At 73.6% G+C, this 22136-nt stretch carries 18 protein-coding genes; 5 read left to right on the top strand and 13 right to left on the bottom strand.

The window, feature by feature from the left end; translation table 11 throughout:
* Positions 1-42 precede the first annotated feature (42 nt).
* The 3 genes from C8E97_RS14370 to C8E97_RS14360 form a co-directional block, all read right to left on the bottom strand.
* On the bottom strand, positions 43-1608 hold the full coding sequence (locus C8E97_RS14370; RefSeq protein WP_121005784.1) for a B12-binding domain-containing radical SAM protein: 1566 nt from the start codon (positions 1606-1608) through the stop codon (positions 43-45).
* Positions 1609-3174: 1566 nt separating this feature from the next.
* On the bottom strand, positions 3175-4788 hold the full coding sequence (locus tag C8E97_RS14365; protein WP_121005781.1) for a (2,3-dihydroxybenzoyl)adenylate synthase: 1614 nt from the start codon (positions 4786-4788) through the stop codon (positions 3175-3177).
* 10 nt (positions 4789-4798) lie between these two features.
* Complete coding sequence (locus C8E97_RS14360; RefSeq protein ID WP_170211850.1) at positions 4799-5818, bottom strand: alpha/beta hydrolase; 1020 nt, start codon at positions 5816-5818, stop codon at positions 4799-4801.
* Positions 5819-6019: 201 nt separating this feature from the next.
* Between C8E97_RS14360 and C8E97_RS14355 the strand changes: the two genes are divergently transcribed.
* The gene (locus C8E97_RS14355) at positions 6020-6463 is read left to right on the top strand and encodes a methyltransferase domain-containing protein (RefSeq protein ID WP_246018886.1); all 444 of its coding nucleotides are present in this window, start codon (positions 6020-6022) and stop codon (positions 6461-6463) included.
* Between the two features lie 425 nt (positions 6464-6888).
* On the opposite strand, the gene C8E97_RS14350 is transcribed toward C8E97_RS14355, so the two are convergent.
* Positions 6889-7278 carry a hypothetical protein gene (locus C8E97_RS14350; protein ID WP_121005775.1) on the bottom strand — a complete coding sequence of 130 codons (390 nt, stop codon included), beginning with the start codon at positions 7276-7278 and terminating at the stop codon, positions 6889-6891.
* A gap of 281 nt (positions 7279-7559) precedes the next feature.
* Between C8E97_RS14350 and C8E97_RS14345 the strand changes: the two genes are divergently transcribed.
* A complete protein-coding gene (locus tag C8E97_RS14345) occupies positions 7560-8396 on the top strand; it encodes a DUF4097 family beta strand repeat-containing protein (RefSeq protein ID WP_121005771.1) in 837 nt (278 codons plus the stop codon).
* 19 nt (positions 8397-8415) lie between these two features.
* On the opposite strand, the gene C8E97_RS34535 is transcribed toward C8E97_RS14345, so the two are convergent.
* From C8E97_RS34535 to C8E97_RS14320, 6 genes are all read right to left on the bottom strand, one after another.
* Positions 8416-9684, bottom strand: coding sequence for a serine/threonine-protein kinase (locus C8E97_RS34535; protein ID WP_170211849.1), 1269 nt, complete (start codon positions 9682-9684; stop codon positions 8416-8418).
* Positions 9685-9797: 113 nt separating this feature from the next.
* Entirely contained in the window at positions 9798-11084 is a 1287-nt protein-coding gene (locus C8E97_RS34530; protein ID WP_170211848.1) for a hypothetical protein, read from the bottom strand.
* Positions 11081-12295 (bottom strand): OmpA family protein, encoded by a 1215-nt coding sequence (locus C8E97_RS14335; protein ID WP_121005768.1) that lies wholly within the window; start codon positions 12293-12295, stop codon positions 11081-11083. The genes C8E97_RS34530 and C8E97_RS14335 overlap by 4 nt, the downstream gene beginning before the upstream one ends.
* A complete protein-coding gene (locus tag C8E97_RS14330; protein ID WP_121005764.1) occupies positions 12292-13131 on the bottom strand; it encodes a hypothetical protein in 840 nt (279 codons plus the stop codon). Before C8E97_RS14330 ends, C8E97_RS14335 begins: the two co-directional genes overlap by 4 nt.
* Positions 13128-15251, bottom strand: coding sequence for a hypothetical protein (locus C8E97_RS14325; protein WP_121005761.1), 2124 nt, complete (start codon positions 15249-15251; stop codon positions 13128-13130). Before C8E97_RS14325 ends, C8E97_RS14330 begins: the two co-directional genes overlap by 4 nt.
* A complete protein-coding gene (locus tag C8E97_RS14320; RefSeq protein ID WP_170211847.1) occupies positions 15248-16135 on the bottom strand; it encodes an AfsR/SARP family transcriptional regulator in 888 nt (295 codons plus the stop codon). Before C8E97_RS14320 ends, C8E97_RS14325 begins: the two co-directional genes overlap by 4 nt.
* A 213-nt stretch (positions 16136-16348) precedes the next feature.
* On the opposite strand from C8E97_RS14320, the gene C8E97_RS14315 reads away from it, so the two are divergent.
* Positions 16349-16576 carry a DUF397 domain-containing protein gene (locus C8E97_RS14315; protein ID WP_121005755.1) on the top strand — a complete coding sequence of 76 codons (228 nt, stop codon included), beginning with the start codon at positions 16349-16351 and terminating at the stop codon, positions 16574-16576.
* Positions 16577-16621: 45 nt separating this feature from the next.
* Here C8E97_RS14315 and C8E97_RS14310 read toward each other — a convergent pair whose 3' ends face one another.
* Positions 16622-17503: a helix-turn-helix domain-containing protein gene (locus C8E97_RS14310; RefSeq protein ID WP_121005752.1), complete on the bottom strand. Its 882-nt coding sequence runs from the start codon at positions 17501-17503 to the stop codon at positions 16622-16624.
* A 241-nt stretch (positions 17504-17744) separates the two neighbouring features.
* On the opposite strand from C8E97_RS14310, the gene C8E97_RS14305 reads away from it, so the two are divergent.
* Positions 17745-18368 (top strand): nucleotidyl cyclase domain-containing protein, encoded by a 624-nt coding sequence (locus C8E97_RS14305; protein ID WP_147455113.1) that lies wholly within the window; start codon positions 17745-17747, stop codon positions 18366-18368.
* 130 nt (positions 18369-18498) lie between these two features.
* On the opposite strand, the gene C8E97_RS14300 is transcribed toward C8E97_RS14305, so the two are convergent.
* Together C8E97_RS14300 and C8E97_RS14295 are read right to left on the bottom strand one after the other, a co-directional pair.
* On the bottom strand, positions 18499-19842 hold the full coding sequence (locus C8E97_RS14300; RefSeq protein WP_246018884.1) for a serine hydrolase domain-containing protein: 1344 nt from the start codon (positions 19840-19842) through the stop codon (positions 18499-18501).
* Positions 19843-19916: 74 nt separating this feature from the next.
* Positions 19917-20627 (bottom strand): MerR family transcriptional regulator, encoded by a 711-nt coding sequence (locus C8E97_RS14295; protein ID WP_121011497.1) that lies wholly within the window; start codon positions 20625-20627, stop codon positions 19917-19919.
* A gap of 112 nt (positions 20628-20739) precedes the next feature.
* On the opposite strand from C8E97_RS14295, the gene C8E97_RS14290 reads away from it, so the two are divergent.
* Positions 20740-21978 carry an erythromycin esterase family protein gene (locus C8E97_RS14290; RefSeq protein ID WP_121005746.1) on the top strand — a complete coding sequence of 413 codons (1239 nt, stop codon included), beginning with the start codon at positions 20740-20742 and terminating at the stop codon, positions 21976-21978.
* The last annotated feature ends 158 nt before the right edge of the window (positions 21979-22136 follow it).

Here is a 22136-nt window from a genome sequence, read left to right as displayed (position 1 = left end):
TCTGGCGCGACCGTCCGAGCCGACGGCGCGCGGTCCTGTCCGTTACAGCGAGTCCGTGCACAACGGCCGACCGCTCAGCGGCCGCACGCCGTGCGCGGCCAGACGGTCGAGCTGGGCGCGCATCTCGGCCGCGCCCCGGTCGGGGTCGGTGAAGTCCCGCGGCGCCATCGCCAGCCGCTCGACGCACTTCTCCACCGCGAGGTTGGTGTCGCGGTCGCGGTGGGGCAGCATCAGGTTCTGGTAGGACCGCTGCCACAGCAGGTACACCGCGCGGTCGTTGCGGCGGCGGACCCGGTCCAGGGCGTCGGCCTGGAGCGCCAGGGCGTCGTCGCGGGTCATCCCGATGTGCGACCAGTTCGAGTCCGGGTCCTCCGGGTCGTCGGCCTGGATGCGCAGCCTCTCCCGGTCCTGCCACAAAGGCATGGTCTCGTCGGTGATGGTGAACAGGTTGAGCATGAAGTGCCCGTCGTACTCCTCCACGAGGAAGTCGCGGGTGTCGGCGAACATCTCCGGTGTCTCGCCGGGGTAGCCGACGATGAAGAACACCGTGTACCCCATCCCGCCGGTGCGCAGGGCGTGCAGCGCCTGCCGGTTCTGCTTCGCCGTCACGCGCTTGCTCATCAGCTTGAGCGTGCCCTCGTTCATCGACTCGAAGCCGATGTGCAGCTGTTCGCAGTGCGCGGCGCGCAGCCCTTCGATCGTCTTGACCGACCCGACGGTGTTGGCGCGGGAGAACCCCTCCCAGGCCACCCCGGCGTCGGGCAGGATCTCCAGCAGCCGCCGCAGCCTGGTGGGCGGGATGGTGAACGTGGAGTCCATCGCGGAGATCAGCTTGCTCTCGTTCTCCCCGGCGTAGCGGACCCAGTCGTCGCGGATCTTCTCCGCCGACTTGTACCGCCACTTCGGCGAGGCCGCCGGGAACGAGCAGAACTTGCAGTCGAACGGGCAGCCGCGCATCGACTCGTACGGCACGACCGGGAACCTGCCCGAGTAGCCGGGCGAGGGCCACTCGTCCATGTCGACGTACTCGATCGGGTTGATGCGGATGCGGTCGCCGTCCCGCCACACGACGTTGGGCGCCCCGGCCATCGAGCCGCCGTTCGCGAGCGCGTCCAGCACCGCCGGGATGGCGGCCTCACCGTCCCCGCGCACCACCGCGACGATCGAGTCGTGGTGGTTCATCGCCGGCATGAACTTCAGGTTCGTGTACTGGCCGCCGACGACGATCGGCACACCGGGCAGATTGCGCTCGACCCAGCCGACCGCGGTGGCCAGCAGGGTTTGGTTCCAGATGAACGACGTGGACAGCAGGACCACCTTGAAGTCGCCGCCCGGCATCTCCACGTCGTCCCGCCACACGTGTTCCAGGTCCACGTGGGCGTAGTCGAACTTGCCCGCTTGGAGGATGGATTCGAGGGTGAACGTGGTCAGATGTGGTAATCGTTCCTGCACCGGCCGCAGCAGCGCGTAGTCGCGCCCGGAGTGCTCGAATCCGAAATCGGTCAACCGCAACCCGGTGAGCCCGGCCCGCCGGAGCGTTTCGGCGACGTGCGGACCCGGTTCGGGGTCGAACATCGTCCCCGCCAGGTAGGTCGAATTGAAGTACATCGGCCCAAGGCCGCTGAGCAAAAGCGCACGCATCGGAAACCCCATGACCTGTCGGTGTTCGGAGCCTGCAGTGACGCAGTGGTGCGGTGACGCAGTGGTCCTGTGACGCAGTGGTGCGGTGACGCGGTGGTGCTGTGATGCAGTAGTCCTGTGACGCGGTGACGCAGTGGTGTGGTGGTGCGGCGCGGTGTGCGGTTGGTTGGTGGGTGCGGTGATCCGGCGCGGCGCTAGGGGCCTGCGCCGGCCGGGCGGTCCGCCGGGCGGTGCGCCGCCCGGTGCCGCGCGCGGCCCGCCCGGCGGTGCGTCGGCCGCGCTCGCGCCGCGCGCTTCCCCGGACGAGCCACCGACGAGCCACCGATCCGATGACTCGGGTCCAGCCCCAGGTCGACCGGATCGACCCCAGTCCGGCCGGTGGACGACGCCCCGCCCGCGTACCGGTGCGACGCGGGTGGGAGCAGGCGGTGCGACGCGCCCAGGAGCGGGCGGTGCGACGCGCTCAGAAGGCGATGCGACGCGCCAGCCCCGCACCGAAACCCGCGGGTGTCAGTGCAGCCGGTAGAGCCAGTGGCGTCGGTAGAGCCAATGGAGCCGGTGGTGTCGGTGGTGTCGGCGGCGTTGGCGGCGCGACGCGGGAGCCGGGTCGACCGCCCGCGCACCGGCGGGAGGAGGAGCAGCCCTTCGGCGCACCGGGCGCCTGCTCCGACTGGCCGCCGCGCATTACCACCGGACCGCCGGAAATGCCGCCCGGAAATGCCGCGGTCGACCGGACCCGCGGCACCGAACCCGAAAGGATTGCCGGAGAACGCGTCCGGTCCGGGTCCGCCGACCACCACGACGTGACTCCCCCCGGTGCGCGAAAAGCAATAGGTCGGCCGACGCCCCGCCGACCCGGCGCCCACGACCGGGGTACGGCACTCGCGTTGTCCGACACGTGCTCCGGCCACGGCTCCCGTTTTCCCCCGCTCGTGTTGCCTGCATGTTGCCTCAACGTTGACAAGGCTACGCGTAGTGGACAGTGTCCGCAAGACGTGGGTAACGCGCGAAAATTGATCATTAAGGCCACGGACGCGGTGGCTAAAACGATTCATCCGACGCCGCCCGACTTCCTAGGCGACCCCCGTCGGGACAACGGAAAGATCACGACGAAGTGGCACCCGGCGCACGGGACAAAACTTTCTCGGGTCGGATGAACGGACGGGCGGCGCGAACTCCACGCGACGGGGCGGCAATGGCGACCCCGCCATGTGCACATGGTTAGCGTCGAGCGTACGCCCATCGTTTGCGTATGCCGTACGCTCATCGACGGAGTATCTTGTACGCGTATCGTTGAAGTACACCGTACGCACACTTTCGCGGCATACCGTGCGCGCGCCTTTGGGGTATGCCGTACGCACACCTTCGGAGTGTGTTGTACGCGCACCTTCGGGGTGTGTGGTACGCGTATTTTTAGAGTATCTCGTACGCGTACGGTTAGGGTACTTTGTACGCTTATCGTTGGAGTGTCTTGTACGCGCCTTGTTGGAGTGTGTCGTACGCGGTAGGGGGAATTGCCGTCGGGCTTTCGGCTCAGCCGGTCGCGGCCGAGGGTTCGGTGAAGCGGGCGGCGAGAGCGCGGCGGCTGACCTTGCCGACGCCGGTGCGCGGGAAGCTGTCGAGCACTTCCAGCCGATCGGGGAACTTGAACGCCGCCAGACCCCGGTCCTGGAGGAACGTGCGCAGCTCGGCCAACGTCGGTGCGGCGGCGCGCGGGATGACGCAGGCGCAGGTGCGCTCGCCGAGACCGGCGTCCGGCACGCCGACGACCACCACGTCGCGCACGGCCGGGTGCGCGAGCAGGTGGTGCTCCACCTCCTCCACCGGCACCTTCTCGCCGCCGCGGTTGACGACATCGGTGCGGCGGCCCTCGACCACGAGGTGCCCGCTCGGCAGCCGGCGCACGAGGTCGCCGGTGCGGAAGAACCCGTCCGCGGTGAACGAGCGCGCGTTGGCGACCGGGTCGCGGTAGTAGCCCCGGAGGATGCACGGTCCGCGCACCTGGAGCTCGCCCGTCGCCCCGTCCGGCAACGGCGCGTCCGACTCGTCGACGACGCGCACCTCGTCGTCCGGGCACATCGGCCGGCCCTGCGTGGTCGCCACGACGTCCGGCGGGTCGTCCAGGCGGGTGAAGTTGACCAACCCCTCGGCCATGCCGAAGACCTGCTGGAGCCGGCAGCCCAGGGCCTCCGGGACGCGGCGCGCGGACGCCGCGGGCAGGCGTGCGCCACCGACCTGGAGCAGTCGCAGGCTCGACAGGTCGGCGTCGCTCCACTCCGCCGCTTCCGCCCACACCGCCGCCAGCGGCGGCACCAGCGAGGTGATCGTGACCCGCTCCGCCTCGATGAGCGGGAACGCGCCGTCGGGGCTCGGGTCCGTCGCGAACACCACCGTGCCGCCGGCCGACCAGGTGCCCAGCACGCCGGGCGCCGCCAGCGGGAAGGCGTGCGCCGCCGGCAGTGCCGCCAGGTACACCGAGCCAGGGCCCAGTCCGCACACCTCCGCGCTCGCGCGCAGGCTGTAGCCGTAATCGCGGTGCGTACGGGGGATCAGCTTCGGCGCGCCCGTCGTGCCGCCGGACAGCAGCAGCAGCGCGACCTCGGCGGGCGACGGCTCGGGGAGCGCCACCGGCTCGCCGTCCACCTCGGCCAGCGGCACGAACTCCGCCGCCTCCCCGGCGACCAGCACGTGCCGCACCGAGGGGGCCTCCGAGCGCACCCGGCGGGCCAGCGCGCGGAAGTCGACGCCGTCCAGCTCGTCGGGGACCACGTAGGCGACGGCGTCGGACAGCCGGCACAGGTGCGCGATCTCGGCGTCCCGGTGGGCGGGCAGCGCCAGCACCGGCAGCGCGCCCACCCGGAACAGCGCGAAGCACACCACCGCGAACTCCGCGCGGTTGGGCAGGTGGACCACCACCCGGTCACCGGCCGCCACGCCGAGCGCCACGAGGCCGGCCGCCAGCCGGTCCGCGCGCCGGTCCAGCTCGGCGTAGCCCCACCGCGTCGCGCCGGCGACCAGGGCGGTGCGCCCGCCGTGCCGCCGCGCCCACCCGCGCAGCAGACCGCCGAGCGTCTCGTCCCGCCAGTACCCGGCCGCGCGGTACCGCTCGCGGAACTCCTCCGGCCAGTCGACGCACCCCTCCAGCATCGCGCCCCCCTCACCTGCCCACGTGGCGGTCGACGAAGTCACCGATGACGGCGGCGGTCTCACCGGCGGTGAACTCCAGCGCGAGGTTGTGCCCGCCGTCGGGCACCACGCGCGCCTCCACCGTCGCCCGCGGACCGAAGAACGGCCGCTCGAACGCCGCCAGGGCGGCCGAGGACGAGCAGTCCGCCGCCAACGGTCCACAGGCGAACGGGTCCGCCGACCCGTCGACCGTCAGGGTCGGCACGTCGATCAGCAGCGACGCGTTCACGACGTTGTACGGCAGCGCGGTCACCAGCGCGGGCAGCGAGCCGACGTCCTTGTGCAGCTCGTCGGCCGCGATCACGCCCGGCTCCGCGTCGGCGGTGTTGTAGAACTCCCGCCGCGCGCCCGCCGCCGTCGTGACGTAGCCGAGGTCGTACCCCGAGTCCGCGAACGCCGGGTCCGTCACGGCCGGCCGCATGTTCACGGCCAGCCTGCTCGCGATGTTCGCCGCGTTGAGCAGGTGCGAGGAGCCGGTCACCACGAGCGCGTCCACGTCGCGGTGGACGCCTGCCTCCAGGTACCCGACCAGCGAGCCGAAGCTGTGCCCGACCACGACCACGCGGTCGAACCGCGCGCCGCCGAGGCCCGTCCGCAGCGCGCCCACCACGCGGTGCAGCGCCTCGGCCGAGGAGTGGTAGGTCACCTCCGCGCTCGGCGGGTGCGCCGACGACCCCGCGCCCAGCCCGTCCAGCGCGAGCGTCGCGTAGCCCCTCGCCCGCGCCGCGTGCGCGTAGGAGTAGGTCGGCCGGCGGTACGGGAAGTCCCAGTAGAGCCGGTCGTAGGTGAACCCGTGCAGCAACACCTGGACCGTGCGCGCGTTCGGCGGCGAGCACAGCGTGCCGGTGACCCGCCGGTCCCCCGTCGACACCGCCACCTCGTCGCAGCGCGTCGTCGACCCGGCCGCGACGGGTGGCGCGACGAGCATGATCGCCGCCGCCACGGCGAGGTGGAGCAACCGGGAGACCCGTCGCGCCCGTGATCCCGTCATACGCAGCTCCAGCGACCTCGGCCAGGTACCGCCGCCCACCACACCGCTCGCCGCTCGACGCCGAGCGAGCGGGGCATATCCCCCATCGTCGCCACCACAGTAGGAGATCGCGGACGGTGTCCACAAGCGTGTTTCCCGGTGGTTCTCGTGCCGGAGCCCGCCGACCATCCGACGAGCCGGGGCGTTGTGTCCGGAAAAGCGTTGTGCGGCAAGGATTTCGGCGGGCGCGCGATACACCGGCCGGGCATCGGCGCGAGGCTGCCCGGCCGCGTGCGGGGCGCTCCCGGTGCGCCGTTCGGCAGCCGGATCCGCCGGATCGCCCACCGCTTGCCACCATCTCGGGACCGGTGGAACGAGCGGGAGGGCGACGCCGGCGGTTCCACGGGCGGGAACCCGCCGAACCCGTACCTGGCGCGGGAGGTCGGCGAGCTGACGCCGGGCACGGCGTTGGACGCGGGGTGCGGGGCGGGCGCGGAGGCGACCTGGCTGGCCGAGCGCGGCCGGCGGGTGACGGCGGCCGACACCTCGGCCGAGGCGCTGGCCCGCGCCGCCGAGCGCGCGACGGCGAGCCGCGTGGGCGAGCGCCTGCGGTGGTGGAGGCCGACCTGGGCGCCTGGCGGACGGACGCGCGGTTCGACCTGGTGACGACCCACTACGCCCACCCGGCGATGCCGCAGCCGGGGTTCTACGACTGGGTCCCGTCGGGTGCCTCGGCCGCCCGGAAGTCGGCGGCACACGGGGCGAGTCCCGCCGATCGAAAAACGTGATCGGCGAAACCCGCGCCGTGAACCACCGACGCGGCCGTGTTGGATTTGCCCTCCTCCGTCGGGCGGCTCGGCCGCCCGGAAGTCGGCGGCACACGGGGCGCGTTGCGCCGATCGAAAAGCATGATCGGCACAACCCGCGCCGTGAACCACCGACGCGGCCTCGCGGTGTTGGATTTGCCCTCCTCCGTCGGGCGGCTCGGCCGCCTTTGAGTCGGCGGCACACGGGGCGAGTCCCGCCGATCGAAAAACGTGATCGGCGAAACCCGCGCCGTGAACCACCGACGCGGCCTCGCGGACAGCGGGTCAGTACCACCGCACGGCGGTCCAGAACGAGGGTTCTATCAGGGCCAGCGTGAGCGGCATGGCCGCCAGTAGGCAGGCGGTGGTCCAGTACCACCGCCCGGACACCGCGAACACGCGTGACACCACCAGGTTGACCGCGAGGAAGACCAGGAGGAGCACCACCGTCGGCGCCACCGCGACGACCCACTGGAAGAGCGGACCCTCGCGGGCGAACTTCGTGTCCGGCTCGACCCAGCCCAACGCCGCGAACAAGCTGTTGTGGATCACGTAGTGGACCAGGAGCAGGGGCACCACGGCGAGGTAGCCGAGGCCGAGGCTCGACACCGCCGAGCACAGTCGTCCGACGACCGCCTTCCAGGGCGGGCCGGACCGCCGTTCGCTGATGATCATCGGTCCCCTCTGCTCCGGGTGGCGCACGCCACCACCCCAAGACGCCGCGGCGGCCCCCGGAGTTGCCTGCGCCAGGTACCGACGCCGACCGTCGTGAGTGGCCGGACCGCTCCGCGACGGTCGGCCGGTGATCACCTCACCGGTGTCAGAGCCGTGTCAGCCGTGTGTCAGATTGATCGTTGAACATCTGTCGCAACGAACCGCCACGCGGACGGCCCGACCTCCCGGTCGCGTCCGCGGAGCACGAAGAACACCAGCACGGGACCAAGGGGAGAATCGCCATGCCTGCATTCGCCACGCCGGAGCCGATCACGGCCACGCTGACCACCGCGGGCGCGCGGGTGCGGGTCGTCGCGACCGACCAGACGGACACGGTGGTGCTGGTCGAGCCCGTCAACAAGGCCGACAAGTCGGACCTCAAGGCCGCCGAGCACACCAAGGTCGACTTCGCCGACGGCGAGCTGACGGTCAAGATGACCAAGTCCGGTGGTCGGACCGCCTCGGTCGCCATCACGGTCGAGCTGCCGGTCGCGTCGCGGCTGGTCCTGCACACCGCGTGGTCGGACGTGGACGCGGAGGGCCCGCTCGGCGACTGCCGGCTGGCGGTGTCGTCGGGGCAGGTCCGGCTCGACCGCGTCGCAACGCTTCGGGGGCACCTCGCGGCGGGCGTGGTCGAGGTCGGGCACGTCGCCGGGGCCGTCGAACTCGACGGCGGCGCGGCCGCGGTGACCATCGGCGAGGTCGAGGGCATCGTCCGGTACCACGGCTCGACCGGCGAGGTCCGGATCGGGCACGCCTTCGCCGACGTGGCGTTCACCAGCTCGAGCGGTGGTCTCGACATCGGCCGCGCCGAGGGCAGCGTCCACGCCGACGCGGCGGACTGCCCCATCCGGATCGGCCGGCTGTCGCGGGGTCAGGCCGAGCTGAGGAACGCCTCCGGCGGCATCGCGGTCGGCGTCAGCGCGGGCACCGCCGTCGACGTGGACGCCGAGAGCACGAAGGGCGCGGTGCACGACTCCGTGTCCGCGTGGAGCGACCCCAGCCCGTCCACCGAGCGGGTCAAGGTCCACGCCCGCACGCGGCTCGACGACATCGTCCTGCACCGCACGACCGTCTGAGCCGGCGTGGGAGGCGCGCTCAGTCGCCGTCGACGGACGGGGTCGGCACGTCGGGCGAGGCGCTGCTCTCCGACGACGTCGCGGTGGTCGGTGGCGCCGACGACGACGTGCCGGGCGTGGTGGTGACCGCGGTGGTGGTCGGCGTCGCGGCCGAGGTGGTCGGGGTGGTCGTGGGCGCGGAGGTGGCGGACGGCCCGGCCTCCGGCTCCGCGGGCGCGGGCGGCGCCGTCGTCGACGCGGCGGGCGGCGGCGGCACGTCCGCCGGGCGCGTGACGCCCACGAGCTGGGGTCGCGCCTCGTCCGGCCGGGCGTCCCCCGTCGCCTGCGGCGCGGCGGGCGGGGCGGACGTGCCGGGCGGGTCGGACGCCGCCGGGCGGAGGTCGGCGGTCATGGCGGCAGTGATGGCGAGCGCGCCGACCAGCACACCCGCGGACGCGGCGAGCGTCCCCCTCGAGTGGTGCCGCTTCGAGCGGTCCGGGGTGTCCGCGCCGACCGCCGGCCGAGGGGCGGGCACGTCCGCCGGTCGCCGGGCGGCGGGGATGTCCGCGCCGGCCGCCTGCACCCGGGGAGCGGTGACGTCCGACGCGAGGCCGGTCAGGGCGGACGCGCAGGCGTCGGCCGCCGGTCGGTCCCGCGGCGAGGGGGCGGTCATGCGCGCCAGCAGGCTCTTGAGCCCGGCCGGCAGGTCCTCGGGGATCGCCGGCGGGCGGCGGGTCGGGTCGGTGGCGTGCCCGGTCAGGCACTCCAGGAGGACCAGGCCGAGGGCGAGCACGTCGGTCGCGCCGCTCGTCGACCGGTCCGGGTCCACCGCGCGGGTCGAGTCGCCCAGGCCGAAGTCGGCGAGGCAGGCGGCGCCCTCGTCGTCCAGGAGCACGTTCGACGCGTGCACCTCGCCGTGCACCAGGCGGTGCGCGTGCACGTGGGCGAGCGCGTCGGCGAGCCCCGCGCCGAGGTGGCACACGTGGTCCGGCGGGAGCGGACCCTGGTCGACCAGCTCGCGCAGGGTGCGGCCCTCGACCAGCCGCAGGACGACGAACCTGACGCCGTCGTGCACGTCGCAGTCGTAGACCGTGACCAGCCCGGGGTGCGACAGCCTGGCGAGCGCGCCGACCTCCCGGTCGAACCGCAGGCCCGCCTCCTCGGTCATCGGCTCGAACAGCTTGACGGCCACCCGCCGGCGCAGCAGCACGTCCCAGGCGCGGTGCGCTCTCACCGTGCCGTCGGCCCCGATCCGTTCCAGGAGCCGGTACCGACCTGCCAGCAGATCTGTGTCGAGCGACCGTGACACCGTCGCACCTTCCCGTCGGTTCTGGCGGCTCACCACGGGTTGCCCGGAACCGCGGCTCGCAAACGCCGGGCCACCGCGGGGACCGGGCGCGGCGCGCGCCCGGTCCCGCGACCTCACCCGGCCCGGCGGGTCGGGTCGCCGAACTGACCGAGCAGCTCCGCGACCCGCTCCTCCACCCGCTGCTCCGCCGCCTCGGGCGAGTACGTCCCGGCCACCACGCCGACCTGGTCGAGCACGGAGAAGTCCAGGCGGAGGTGGACGACGCCCGCGTGCGTGCCGACCAGCAGCTCCGGGACCGAGTCGGTCACCGCGAGACCGGGCGGTTGCAGCGGTGACGCGGCGCCGCTCGCCGACCGCCGCTCGCGCAGCTCGACGATCGCGAGTTCCACCACCCGGCACGCGCGGGACCGCGCGGTCTCCCAGCGCGCCTCCAGGTCGAGCCACGCCTGCCAGTGCGCCACGGTCAGCTCGCGCGCGCGTGCGACGAGCGCCTCCGCCCGGTCGCGCACGGCGGCGAAGTCCTTCGCCACGGTGGCCGCCTCGTCGGCGAACGGGTTGTGCCCCAACACCTTGAGCATCACCACCGCCGCCGCGGACAGCAGGATCAGCAGCGCGGCGTAGGGCTCGTACGGTTTCAGCGCCGCGAACTCCGCACCGGACATCTTCGCGCGGATGGCCGCCCAGCTGCCCAGCACGGTGAACACCGCGACGGTGAACAGCACCGCGAGCGGCCACACCGGCCACGGCAGGTCGTCGTGCTCGCGCCGGCCCGCGTCCCGCCACGTCACGAGCCGCCGGAGCACCAGCCGCACGCCGAGGGCGTCCCGCGTGGTGGCGCGTTCCGCGCGACCGCGTGCCCGGACCAGCGCCTGCGCCACCAACGCGCCGGCGACCAGCAGCGCCAGCGTCAACCCCACCGCGGGCAGGTACGCCGCCCAGTACTCGAACGACCCCTCGTCGGCCGACGTGAGCCGTTGCAGGATGTCGCCCAGGTAGACGGCGTCGTAAAGGCCGCTCAGGACGACCGCCGGCCACAGCAGCCGGCGCGCCCACCGCACGACCCGCCGACGGTCCTCGGGCCCGTCCGCCGCGTGCCGCGCCACGACGGCCCGCCGGGCGTCCCCCGCCTCGACGACCTCGCCGACGCCGGCGAACACCCGGATGCGGTCGGCGGCGTCCTGCACCTGCCGGAATGTGCGCACCACCGCCGCGGACGCGGACGCCAGCGCCTGCTTCTCCTCCACCAGCACCGCGTTCCCCGCGCTGTACGCCCGGACGAGCGCGGTGATCTCCGACTCCTCGACCGACCCGGCCGGCAGGTGTTCCGGCGCGCAGTCGCCGCACGGCCGGGAGGGGACCCAGACCTCACCGACCACCCCGTTGCCGTCGGTCGCCGTCATCGCAGCGTCACCACGATCTCCACCCGCCGGTTGCACTGGAGCGCGACCGGGTCCTCGACCCCGCCGGGGTACTCGAAGGGGCACTTGAGCTTCGTGCGGCCGTACGACACCGGGGTGATGTCCGACAGCCCGTTGCGCTGGAGGAACTCCGCGACCCGATCGGCACGGCGCTGACCCAGCTCGACGCTGAACGCCGGTTCGGCGCGGGAGTCGGTGTGGCCGCCCACCTCGATCGACCGGTACGCGCGGGTCCGGATGCCCACCGCGATCCGGGTGAGCGTCGCCTGCGCCTCCGGGCGCAGGTCGGCCAGGCCGGTGTCGAACAGGACGTCGCCCGGCACCTCGTAGCGGAGCGTCCGCGCCGAGAACGAGACCGGCGGGTCGGCCACGTCCGCGGCCACCGCGGTGGGCTCGTCGCCGCCGGTCGCCGTGGTGGCGGCGACGCCGCACCGCTCCGCCGCCACGCCGGTGGCCCGGCACAGGCTCCGCCACAGGTCCTCCAGCCACGCCTGCTGCGCCGCGTCGGGCCGCGGGTGCTCCACCGCGGGTTGGCCGACGCCGCGCAGCACCAGCTCGGCGTCGCGGAGCAGGTCCGGCGTCACCTCCTTGCGCTCGGCGCACACCGCCGTGATGTCGTCGATCTCGCCCTGCCCCTCGAACCCGGCGCGCGTGAGGTCGGCGCAGCCGGTGGTCTGGAGCCCGTCGGTCGCCAGCACCACGGTCCGGGCCCCGCCGCCCTCGCGCACCCACCGCGCCGCGCCGCGCAGCGCGCCGAGGACGTCCGTGCCCGCCGCGGCCGGAGCGGCGCGGACGGCGTCGGCGAACCGCTCGGACAGGCACGCGACGGCGTCCTCGCGGCGCTGCGCCTCGTTCCGGTCGTTGTCGGTCGTGTAGTCGGCGTTCAGGGGCCCGCCCGCCGACACCGGCTCCGCGCCCGGACCGCTGAAGCTGCCGATCGACACCGCGTCCTTGCGCTCCACCGCGCGGGCGAGCTGCTCCCGCACGGCGCCCGCGAGGTCCGGTGCGCCGGGACGGCGCGCCGACGCGCGGGTCGAGTTGGACACGTCGACCAGGACCGACGTGCGGCCCTGGTCCGGCCGCAAGGGCGCGTCGGTCATCCAGGAGCACTTGTCGGACGCCGCCGGCTCGGGCACGCAGGCGGGCACCGCCGGCGTCAGCGCGCACAGCAGCACCACGAGCAGCCGCTTCACGACTCACCGCCCTCGACCGAGGACACGCCCGCCGTCCACCCGTACGGGTCCAGCCCCATCTGCCGGCAGAACGCCCGCACCGCCTTGTCGTAGGCGTTCGCGAACTCGTAGAGGCCGACGCCCTCGTGGTCGGTGCGGGCCAGGCGCAGCACCGAGACGAGGTCGCGGGCGAGCTGGCCGCGTTTGGCGCCCAACGCGTGCATGACCTCGGCGAACTGCTGGTCGGCGAGGTTCGCCGCGAACGGCACGAGCAGCTGCCGGGCGTGGCCGTCCAGCGGGCCGGCGTCCTCCAGCCGGGCGATCGCCGCCAACCACCGCGCGGTGCGCTCCTCGACGTGGTCGGCGCGCAGCATCGCCAGGTCGTGGTCGAAGACGAGGTCGAGCCGGCGCTTCTCGGCGGGCAGGATGTGCTCGCGCAGCTGCGGGTCGAGCAGCGCGCGGACCGACGAGCGGTAGCCGATCCGGCCGTGGTGCTCGTCGTCGAAGCACCACTCCCGCGCGAGCACCTCGTTGATCGCGTCCTCGGCGGCGGCGAGGTCGTCGGGGCGGTGCCCGCGGGCGGTCGTCCACACGCGGTCGAGGAGCGTGCTGCGCGCGGCGCCGTGGTACCGGGCCGCCAGGCCGACCAGCTCGTCGTAGCCCACCGCGCTGCTGGACCAGCGGAACGTCGGCAGCAGCCGGAACGTGAGGATGCCACCCTCGGCGTAGACGACGACCGGTTCCTCGTCGGCGGGCGGCGCGTACTCGACGGTCCGCATCGGCGGTGCGGGAGCGGTCTCCCCCGTGCCGAACATCCAGTCGAACGCCCTGCGGATGATCCCGCGCCTGGCGGTCATGAGCGGTCGGTCCTTCCCTTGTCGGTGGAGCGGATCTGCGCCCGCAGGCGGGCGAGCAGCGCGGACCGGCGGTCCCGCGCGGACCAGAGGTCGAGGTGGAACGCCGCGCGGACGGCCACCGGCGGCGCGAACACGCGCGCGGCGAGCGACTCGACCAGGTCGCGGCGCCCGCCGTCCTCGGCGTCGAGCAGCCAGCGGTGCAGCGCCTGCCACGCCCGGCCCGCGGTCTCGCGGCCGATCAGGGCCACCCGCCACAGTTCGACGAGGGTGTCCTGCCAGTCCTCGCGGGCGGCGACGAGGGCGGGCAGCGCCTGCTGCTCGTCGCTGCCGAGGTACGCCCTGGTGAGGATCAGCATGGCCCGCACGGCGTGCAGCCGGACGGTGCGGTCCCGAGCCGCGCGCCAGTCGCCGAGGGCGTCGAGCACCTGCTCGTGGGCGCTCGCGGCGAACAGCCGGGCCAGGGCGACCGAGATCGCGGCGCTGCGGGCGAGGTCGGGCTTCGCCGCCAGCCTGCGCAGGGCCCGCAGCGCGTCGGACGGCAGCCGGGCGCCGATGACCGTGCCGTACGCGCGGGCGGCGCAGTCCTGGAGCCTGCTGTCGGCGCTCTCCTCCGCCCAGCTCCGGATCAGGTCGCACACCCGCCCGAACAGCCGCTCGCTCGACGCGGTCATCTCCAGCGCCAGCGCCGTCGAGTCGCGGTAGCGGGCGTTGCCCCTGGCCCAGTGCCTGAGCAGCCTGCGGTGGATCTCGTCGAAGTCGTAGCGGGCCAGCAGTCCCGCCGCCTGGGCCGCGCGCACCCGCATGGGCTCGCGGTCATGCCCGGCCAGCACGTCGAGCCAGGCCACGACCGGCGCGCGGGTGCTGACGAAGTCGTGCCAGACGACGTCGAGCACGATCCGGCTGAACGAGGGCGCGACGAACTCGGCGAGCTTCGGCCCCTCCGACCCGTCCGGTCCGTCCTGCACGATGATGTGGCTGATCAGCTCGCTCAAATTGCTGTCGAACACCGCCCGGTCGAGCCCCGGCGCGCGGGTCTCGAAGCGCGGCAGGATCTCGTGGCACAGCAGGGTGCTCGCCTCGAACGCCTCGGCGAGCGGTCGGCCGTGGAACACCGCGTACCCCGCCAGCACCGCCTGCCGCAGCGGCGCGCGGTGCGGCTCGTCCGGTGCGGCGCCCGGTTCGCGCAGCGCCTCGACCGCGGCCTGCCGCAGCCGGTCGGGCAGCTTCGCGGTCAGCTCCGCCGGCTCCCGGTTGCCGCACGCGCCGTGGACGACGGTCTGCGCGAACTGCACGACCACCCGCGGCGACGCCCGGAACTCCAGCTCGCGGGCCAGGTCCGCGTCGGCCAGGCACCGTTCGAGGTAGGCGAAGACGCGGTCCGGCGTGCACCCGCCGACGCACTCGGCGACGTGCCGCTCGGCCAGCACGCCGAGCCTGGTGTGCAGCACGTCGAGCGGGTTCGGCGGCGGGTGCCGGAAGACGTTCGGCCCCTGGTGGTGCGCCGCGTGCCCGCGGTCGCCGAGCACGACGAGGTACGCCTGGAGCTTGGCCAGCAGCTCCACCAGCGCGTCCACGACCAGCGGGTCGACCGGCCAGCCGGTGAGGTCGAGCAGGTAGCCCCGGCCGCTCTCGAACAGCTCGGCCCGCTCGTCGCACAGGTCCGCCGGCTGGATGCCCTCGCCCGGCACGAGCAGCCGGACCCGGTCCGGGTCGACGCGCTCGGCGAGCAGGTTGACCGCGGTGGTGCGCCTGCCCTGGCCGGGCGCGTCGAAGATGCCGACGACGTGGTCGGCCTTGAGGCCGCTCGCGATGTCCGCGTAGTGGTCGACCCGGTGGTACGTCCGCTGCTCGGCCCGGACGCGGTCGCCGCCGACCACCACCTCGACGACGCGCGCCCGCCGACCGCCGGACACCACGAACTTCTCGATGTAGGTCGACGGGCCGTCGCCGTTGACCATGATGCCGTCGAAGTCGCCGTCGAGGTGCGCCCGGCCCTGGCTGCGCAGCTCCTGGATGTCCGCGTAGGACTCGGCGGTGTCCGGTTCGGACTTCGCGCCCTCGCGCTCCTCCGCCCCTTGCTCCCCGGCGGGTTCCTCCGCCCGCTCCTCCTCGGCGCTCACGACCGCCCCCGGTCGCGCGGCTCGTAGTGGATGTCCCCGGCGTACGTGGTGGGGCCGGAGCCGAAGACGAAGTTGCCGCGGTTGTGGCTGATGACCATCGCCTCGGTGTTCGCCGCCGCGGGCGGCACTGGCTCGGCGTCCCGGTACGGCTCGCCGCCGAGGAAGTCGGCCGCGCCCGCGTCGACGTCGGGGCCTTCCTCCGCGATCCTGCGCCGCAACTGCTCGATACCCTCGGACATTGTCAGACCGGACTCCTTGAGCGCCCGGTAGTGGCGCCGGTGGACGTCCAGGGCGCTCATGGTGTCGCCGGCGATGTGCAACGCGTACATGAAGAGAGCCGTAATTCGCGTGTGTTCCGGCTTCTCCGCGAACAGTTGGTGCAGGCGGTCCAGGCAATCCGCGGACCGCCCCGCCCGGAGTTGTTCGCCGAGGTGGTCCAGCGCCACGGATTCGAGCTTGGCCCGGAGTCCCTGCCGACAGCTCTCGGCCTTGACCCCGTCGAGCCCTTCCAGCGGCTCGCCGGAACCCAGCCGCACCGCCTCGCCCAGCAGCTCCGCCCGCCGGGGGCCGTCGCAGTCCCGCGCCCGCTCCACCAGCGCGGTCAGGCGGTGCAGGTCGACGGAGTTCGGGTCGACCTCCAGGCGGGCCCAGCCGTCGCGGCTGGTCAGGGCGATCCCGTAGGGCCGCAGGGCCGCTCGGAGGTCGCTGACGACCTCGTACAGCGCCTCGCGCGACTTGTCGGTGTCCCACACCCAGGAGAGCAGCCGGTCGTGGCCGACCTGCCTGCCCGCCTCCAGCAGCAGCGCCGCCAGCAGTCGCCTGGAGCGCGGCGTGCCGAAGTCGACCGGTCGGCCGCCGACCTCCAGGGTCGGCCGGCCGAGCAATCGGAACCGAATTTCTCTACGTGCCGGAACTGTCACTGGAATACCACTTCCCGAATTTTGCGGATCAGTCCGTGCCGAGTCGCCGGCCGGTGACCCCGCGACACCCCGCGCAATAGCCGGCGCGGCGCCCCGTGGTACACCCGGCCGCATTCGACAGTTTTGTTCCCGCCGGACCGACACCGGGTCGGCCGGCCGGATCACAAGGAGTCGACAATGCCCGATCTCAACGATTTCACCGGCGACGCGGCCCCGCGGCGGACCGGGTCGTTCTTCCGCAGCAGCCACTGCAAGGACGGGCCCTGCGTCGAGGTGGCCGACACGGCCGACGGTCCCGCCGTGCGCGACTCCAAGGACGTCGACGGGCCGGTGCTGCGGTTCACGCGTGCGGAGTGGAAGGCGTTCGTGCTCGGCGTGCGGGACGGGGAGTTCGACCTGTTCTGACCCGGTGCGGTCGGGGCGCCACGACGGCGCCCCGACCGCGCCCGGTCAGGCGCGCGACCGCCGCAGGTGGGCGATGGACTCGGCGAGGAAGTCGCGCGCCTCGTCGCCGTGGAGGGCCATCCCGGCCAGCTTCGCCCACCTGGCCTCGTACGGTTCGCGGTTGGCCGCCCCGACGAGGGTGACCAGGCCGTGGACCAGCTCGACCACGACCGAGTCCTCCTGCTCCTCGTCCCGGTGGTCGCGCAGGACGAAGCTGTGCGAGAGCTGCGCGGTCGCCTGCCGGTCGAGCGGGACGAGCCCGACCGACACGTTCTCCAGCGTCGCGACGTTCGACAGCCGGTCGAGCTGGGCCACCTGGAGGTCGACCGAGCCGGGCCGCCACCGCAGCGCCGACTCGGTGATCAGGAAGTCGAACCTGCGGGTCGGGTCGTAGAGGTCGAGCTGCCGGTGCAGCCGACCGCCGATCGCCGCCGCGAGGTCCTCGGGCGAGTACTCGGTCTCGCCCAGGGCCAGCACCGACCGCGTGTAATCGGGGATCTGGAGCAGGCCGGGCACGACCTCCGACTGGAAGGTGCGCACCCAGTCCGCCCGCTGCTCCCCCTCGTGCACGTAATCCTGCAGGTGCCCCCGCCGCTGCAAGGCGGCTCGGTACGGGTGCACCTCGGTGAACGCGGCCTCGGCCAACGAGACCAGTCGTTCCTGCGTCTCCACGGACACCTCGAGCGCCTTTCCCCACCTCTTGACCTCCGGGAGTGACGGGATCGCGCTGCCCGACTCGATCCTCGACACCTTGGACTGGCTGATCCCGATCCGCTCGGCCAGTCGGCGGCCCGACCAACCCGACAGCTCGCGCAGCCGCCGCAACTCCGCCGCGAGCAGCTCGCGTCCGGACGGCGGCGGCTCGGGTCCTACTGCGGCGATGACCATCGTTGCCACAACTTCCCTGGGTCGATCGGCCCCAACTCCGATCGACCCATCATGATTCGTGCCGATGCCGAGAGTCGCATCACTGTCGGCAACTGTCAACTTGATCAAGCACTGGATCGTGCGCCATCCGTTCGAGTCAGCCGCCCCATCTGGTGCCAACGCCCTTGACTCGGCGTCACCTCTGATTCAATCTGATTCACAGCGATTCATCAACCTCCCGTTGCACGCGAAGGAGCACCCCATGCTGCCGGTACCCCGACGTTCCGTCGTGCCGCCCGCGCACCACCGCGCGATCCTCGCGGTCGACGTCGAGCGGTCGACCGCCCTCACCAATCCGGGCCGCGCGCGGATGCGGCACTCGGTCCACGACCTGCTCGTCCGGGCGCTCGCCGCGGGCGGGGTGGGCGCCGAGCACCACGAGGGGCTGGTCGACACCGGCGACGGGGTGCTCGCGCTCCTCCGCCCGGTGGAGGCCGCGTCGAAGGCGCGGTTGCTGGGCCGGGTGGTGCCGACGCTCTCCCGCCTCCTGGACGATCACCGGGTCATGGTGCCCGACGAGGGGTTCCGGCTCCGCGTGGTCGTGCACGCGGGCGAGGTGCACCGGGACCGGTACGGGTGGTTCGGCGAGGCGCTCGACGTCGCGTTCCGGCTGCTGAACGCGCCCGCGACGAAGGAGCGGCTGCGCACGTCCGCCGGCGCGCTGGTGCTCGTCGTGTCGGACGAGATCCACCGCTCCGTGGTGCGGCACGGCTACGACGGGATCGACGCCACCGCCTTCGAACCGCTCCGCGACCCGCTCGGGCCCGCCGGGTGGACCCACCTGCCCGTCCTCGTGCGCGATCGCGAAGGCGACCGCCTGCGCTGAGACCCCGGAAGGCACGGGTGGGCGTCGCCCGCCCACGCACGCCGAAAGGCCGGGTGGCCGGCACATCGGCCGACTCCCACGGAGTCGGTCGGTGCCGCCCACCCGGCCTTCGGCCGGCTCGGCGCGGCGGTCAGCCGAGGCAGGCGCCCACGGCCTCGGCCAGGTTCGACGCCCGCGGCTCGCCGACCCGGAAGGACCAGTGGTTGGTGACGTAGCCGAAGCCGACGCCGGCGTCCGGGTCGGCGAAGCCGATCGACCCGCCGGAACCGGGGTGGCCGAACGAACCGGGCCCGAGCAGCGGCATCGGCGGGCAGGACCGCCAGAACCCCAGCGACAGGTAGAACGAGCGGTCGGCCGGGATGTCCAGCTCCGGCGGCAGCCCGTGCATCCGTGTCCGGTCGGTCTGCACGGCCGTGGCCCGCTCGACGGTCGCGGGGTCGAGCAGCCGCACGCCGTCGACCTCGCTGACGGTGGCGGCGTACATCCGGGCCACCGAACGGGCGTCCGCGACCATGTTCGCGGCCGGGATCTCCGCCGCGCGGTAGGCGCGCGTGGTGTGGATCTCGGTCGTGGGGTCGAACGCGCCGCCCAGTTCGGCGGCGCGGGCCTGCACCGAGTCCGCGCCCCACACGGCGCTGATCCACGCGTTCACCGTGCCCGCGTCCAACCCGGTCGTCTCGATCATCCCGGCGGTCAGCTCCTCCAGGGTGAACGGCGCGGCGTACCCGATCCGCGCCACCCGCGGCTCCTGCTCCTCGGGCAGCCCGATCCACGCGCTCAACCCCAGCGGGCGCACCACCTCGTCGGCGAAGAACGTGCCCAGCGACCTGCCGGAGATCCGCCGCACCACCTCGCCGACCAGGTACCCGAAGGTGACGCTGTGGTAGACGTGCTCGGTGCCCGGCGCCCACAGCGGTGGCTGGGCTTCCAACGCCCGGATCACCGGGTCCCACTCACACGCCTGCTCGAACGTCAACGGCCCGTCCACCACCGGCAGGCCCGCCTGGTGCGACAGCAGCCACCGCACCGGGATGTCCTCCTTGCCCGCCGCGCCGAACTCCGGCCAGTACCGCGCCACCGGCGCGTCCAGGTCCAACTCGCCGCGCCGCGCCAACAGGTGCGCGCAGATCGCCGTCGCGCCCTTCGTCGTCGACGCCACCTGGACGATGGTGTCCTCGGTCCACGGCCGGTTCGCCTCGCGGTCGGCGAAGCCGCCCCACAGGTCGACGACCGGGCGGCCGTCCACGTAGACGCCGCACGCCGCGCCGATCTCACCGGGGTCGCCCTCGAAGTTCGCGCGGAACGCGTCGGCGACCTTCCCCCAGCCCTCCGCGACGTGACCCTGCACGGTCGCCGCACCCGTCGTGCCCACCATGTCGCTCTCCTCCTGGAAGCTCTCGGAAACCCCGTTCGTGGCGGCCTTCCCACGGCCCGAGACCGCGATCCCCGAACCGGCCACGACGACTACGATCACCGCCGGTCCTGACACCGGGCGGTCATCGCGCTGACACGGCCCCTGACACGCCGCCGCGCCGGGCCGGCGCGCGCTCAGCCCTCCGTCGGCCGCGCGCGGTCGAGCAGGGTGAGGTAGGCGTCGAAGTGGGCCGCGCCGGCGAGGAGCGCGCGGCTGCGGGCGGTCAGGCGGTCCTGCCAGGCGCCGAGGAAGGCGGTCAACGCGTCCGCACCGCCCGCCGCGCGCAGGGATTCGAGGAACCGGGCGACCTGGTGCAGCAAGTACCCGCCCCGGCGCAGTTGGCGCGCGATCTCGGCGTCGCGCACGCAGTCCGGTCCGTACACGCGGTACCCCGTCGCCCGGTCGCGCACGGGGCGCAGGATGCCCTCGGCCTCCCAGCCGCGCAGCGTCGCGGGGTGCACGCCGAGCCGACGCCCGAGTTCGCCCACGGTCAGCGGCCGACCGCCGACCGGTCGCGGAGCGGTGGTGGACAGGGTGTCGAGGGCCGCCGCGACCTCGCGGCGGGTGTCGCGCTCGGCGAGCAGCTCGGCGTGCGCGGCGTCGATGAGCCGGTAGGCGGACTCGACGTCGCCCCGGTTGGTCGCGCGCATGATCTCGACGGCCCGCTGGTGCCCGTGGCCGCGGCGCAGCGCGAGGAAGGCGCGCAACGCCTGCGCGTGCAGGGGTGTGTAGCGCCGGTGGCCGGTCTCGCCGCGCTCGGTCGGCGGGAAGACGCCGGCGTCGTCGTAGTTGCGGACCGCCTGCGCGGACAACCCGTGCTCCCGAGCCAGGTCGATGGGTCGCAGCGTGCACCTCCGGTTGAGGTTTTCAGCCGTCTGAAATGGGCGAGCAGTGCCCAACCTTCAATCGATCCTTCAACGATAGCTTCGATGGCAGTCCCTTCCGGAAGGAGTATCCATGTCCACCGCCACCGCGCTGCGCGGCATCGGCCGCCCGCTCGACGACGCGGCGAGCCTGGGTCGCGCCCTCGACGAGCTGCTGACCGCGCGGCCCGAGCCGCCGACCCTGCTCGCCCTCGGCGAGCCGACCCACGGGGTCGAGGCGTTCCCGTTGTTGCGCAACGAAGTCCTCCGCCACCTCGTCGAACGGGGGTACCGGTCGATCGCGCTGGAGACCGACTTCTTCGCCGCGGCCGTCGTGGACGACTACGTGCGCGGGGGAACCGGTGACCTCGACGCGGTGCTCGCGACCGGGTTCAGCCACGGGTTCGGCAACCTGCCGTCCAACCGGGACCTGGTCGAGTGGCTCCGCGCGCACAACGCCGACCGCGCGCCGGAGGACCGGGTCCACTTCCACGGCTTCGACGCGCCGCTGGAGATCTCCGGCGCGCCCAGCCCGCGACGGGCACTGGCCGCGGCCGTCGACCACCTGCCCGCCGCGCTGCGGCCGGAGTCGGCCCGCGACCTCGACGCGCTGCTCGGCGACGACGCCGACTGGACCGACCCGCGGGTCATGTACGACCCGTCGACCTCCATCGGCGGCTCCGACCGCGCCCGCGCCCTGCGCCTCGTCGCCGACGACCTCGTCAGCGCGCTGCGCCGCGCCGCGCCCGAACTGCGCACCGCCGACCCCGCCGGCCACGCCGACGCCCTCGCACACGCGCGCACCGCGCAGGGCCTGCTGCGCTACCACGCGGCCTTGGCGAGCAGCGCGCCCGACCGCGTCTCGACCATGCTCGGCCTGCGCGACGAGATGCAGGCGGACAACCTGCTCGCGATCGTCGACCGGGAACAGGGGCGCGGACCCGGCCTGGTGTTCGCGCACAACGCGCACCTCCAGCGGACGCGGTCCCACATGGCGTTGAGCCACGCGCCGATGGGTGAGGGGCGGGCGAGCTGGTGGAGCGCCGGCGCGCTGGTCGGGCTCGCGCTCGGCGAGCGCTACCTGTTCCTGGCGTCCGACGCCAACCCGCGGCCCGCCCCCGGCACGCTCCAGGGCGCGCTGGCCGAGGCGACCACCCGCCGCTCCCTGTTCCCGACGCGGGAACTGCGCGCCGCGCTGCCCCCGTCGGTCGGCGCGGACGAGCCGTTCCTGCCCGGCCACCTGCCCCTGCACCCGACGGCGTCGGGGCCGGAGGGCGCCGACGCGGTCATCTTCATCGCCGACACCGACGGGACGCGGCACCGGTACTGGTGACACGGGGTGTGCCCGGTGGCCGGCGACTCGGCCACCGGGGTCGGTGCGGCTGGACGCGGAGCACCACACTCGTCACTCGCGGTCACAGGACGTCACCCTGGGGCGCGGCAGCGCACTCGTCCGCGACGCCGCACTCGTGCATCAGCCACCTATAATGG

Source organism: Saccharothrix australiensis (assembly GCF_003634935.1).
GTDB lineage: Bacteria > Actinomycetota > Actinomycetes > Mycobacteriales > Pseudonocardiaceae > Actinosynnema > Actinosynnema australiense.
The sequence above is the reverse complement of the archived record's forward strand: the minus strand, read 5'-3'. Positions and strand labels throughout refer to the sequence as shown.

Bases quoted from the DNA above. Each gene is read 5' to 3' on its own strand.
- C8E97_RS14370 (WP_121005784.1), bottom strand. From the start codon at position 1,608: ATGTACTTCAATTCGACCTACCTGGCGGGGACGATGTTCGACCCCGAA.
- C8E97_RS14365 (WP_121005781.1), bottom strand. From the start codon at position 4,788: ATGCTGGAGGGGTGCGTCGACTGGCCGGAGGAGTTCCGCGAGCGGTAC.
- C8E97_RS14360 (WP_170211850.1), bottom strand. From the start codon at position 5,818: ATGACGGGATCACGGGCGCGACGGGTCTCCCGGTTGCTCCACCTCGCC.
- C8E97_RS14350 (WP_121005775.1), bottom strand. From the start codon at position 7,278: ATGATCATCAGCGAACGGCGGTCCGGCCCGCCCTGGAAGGCGGTCGTC.
- C8E97_RS14345 (WP_121005771.1), top strand. From the start codon at position 7,560: ATGCCTGCATTCGCCACGCCGGAGCCGATCACGGCCACGCTGACCACC.
- C8E97_RS34530 (WP_170211848.1), bottom strand. From the start codon at position 11,084: ATGACGGCGACCGACGGCAACGGGGTGGTCGGTGAGGTCTGGGTCCCC.
- C8E97_RS14330 (WP_121005764.1), bottom strand. From the start codon at position 13,131: ATGACCGCCAGGCGCGGGATCATCCGCAGGGCGTTCGACTGGATGTTC.
- C8E97_RS14315 (WP_121005755.1), top strand. From the start codon at position 16,349: ATGCCCGATCTCAACGATTTCACCGGCGACGCGGCCCCGCGGCGGACC.
- C8E97_RS14310 (WP_121005752.1), bottom strand. From the start codon at position 17,503: ATGGTCATCGCCGCAGTAGGACCCGAGCCGCCGCCGTCCGGACGCGAG.
- C8E97_RS14305 (WP_147455113.1), top strand. From the start codon at position 17,745: ATGCTGCCGGTACCCCGACGTTCCGTCGTGCCGCCCGCGCACCACCGC.
- C8E97_RS14290 (WP_121005746.1), top strand. From the start codon at position 20,740: ATGTCCACCGCCACCGCGCTGCGCGGCATCGGCCGCCCGCTCGACGAC.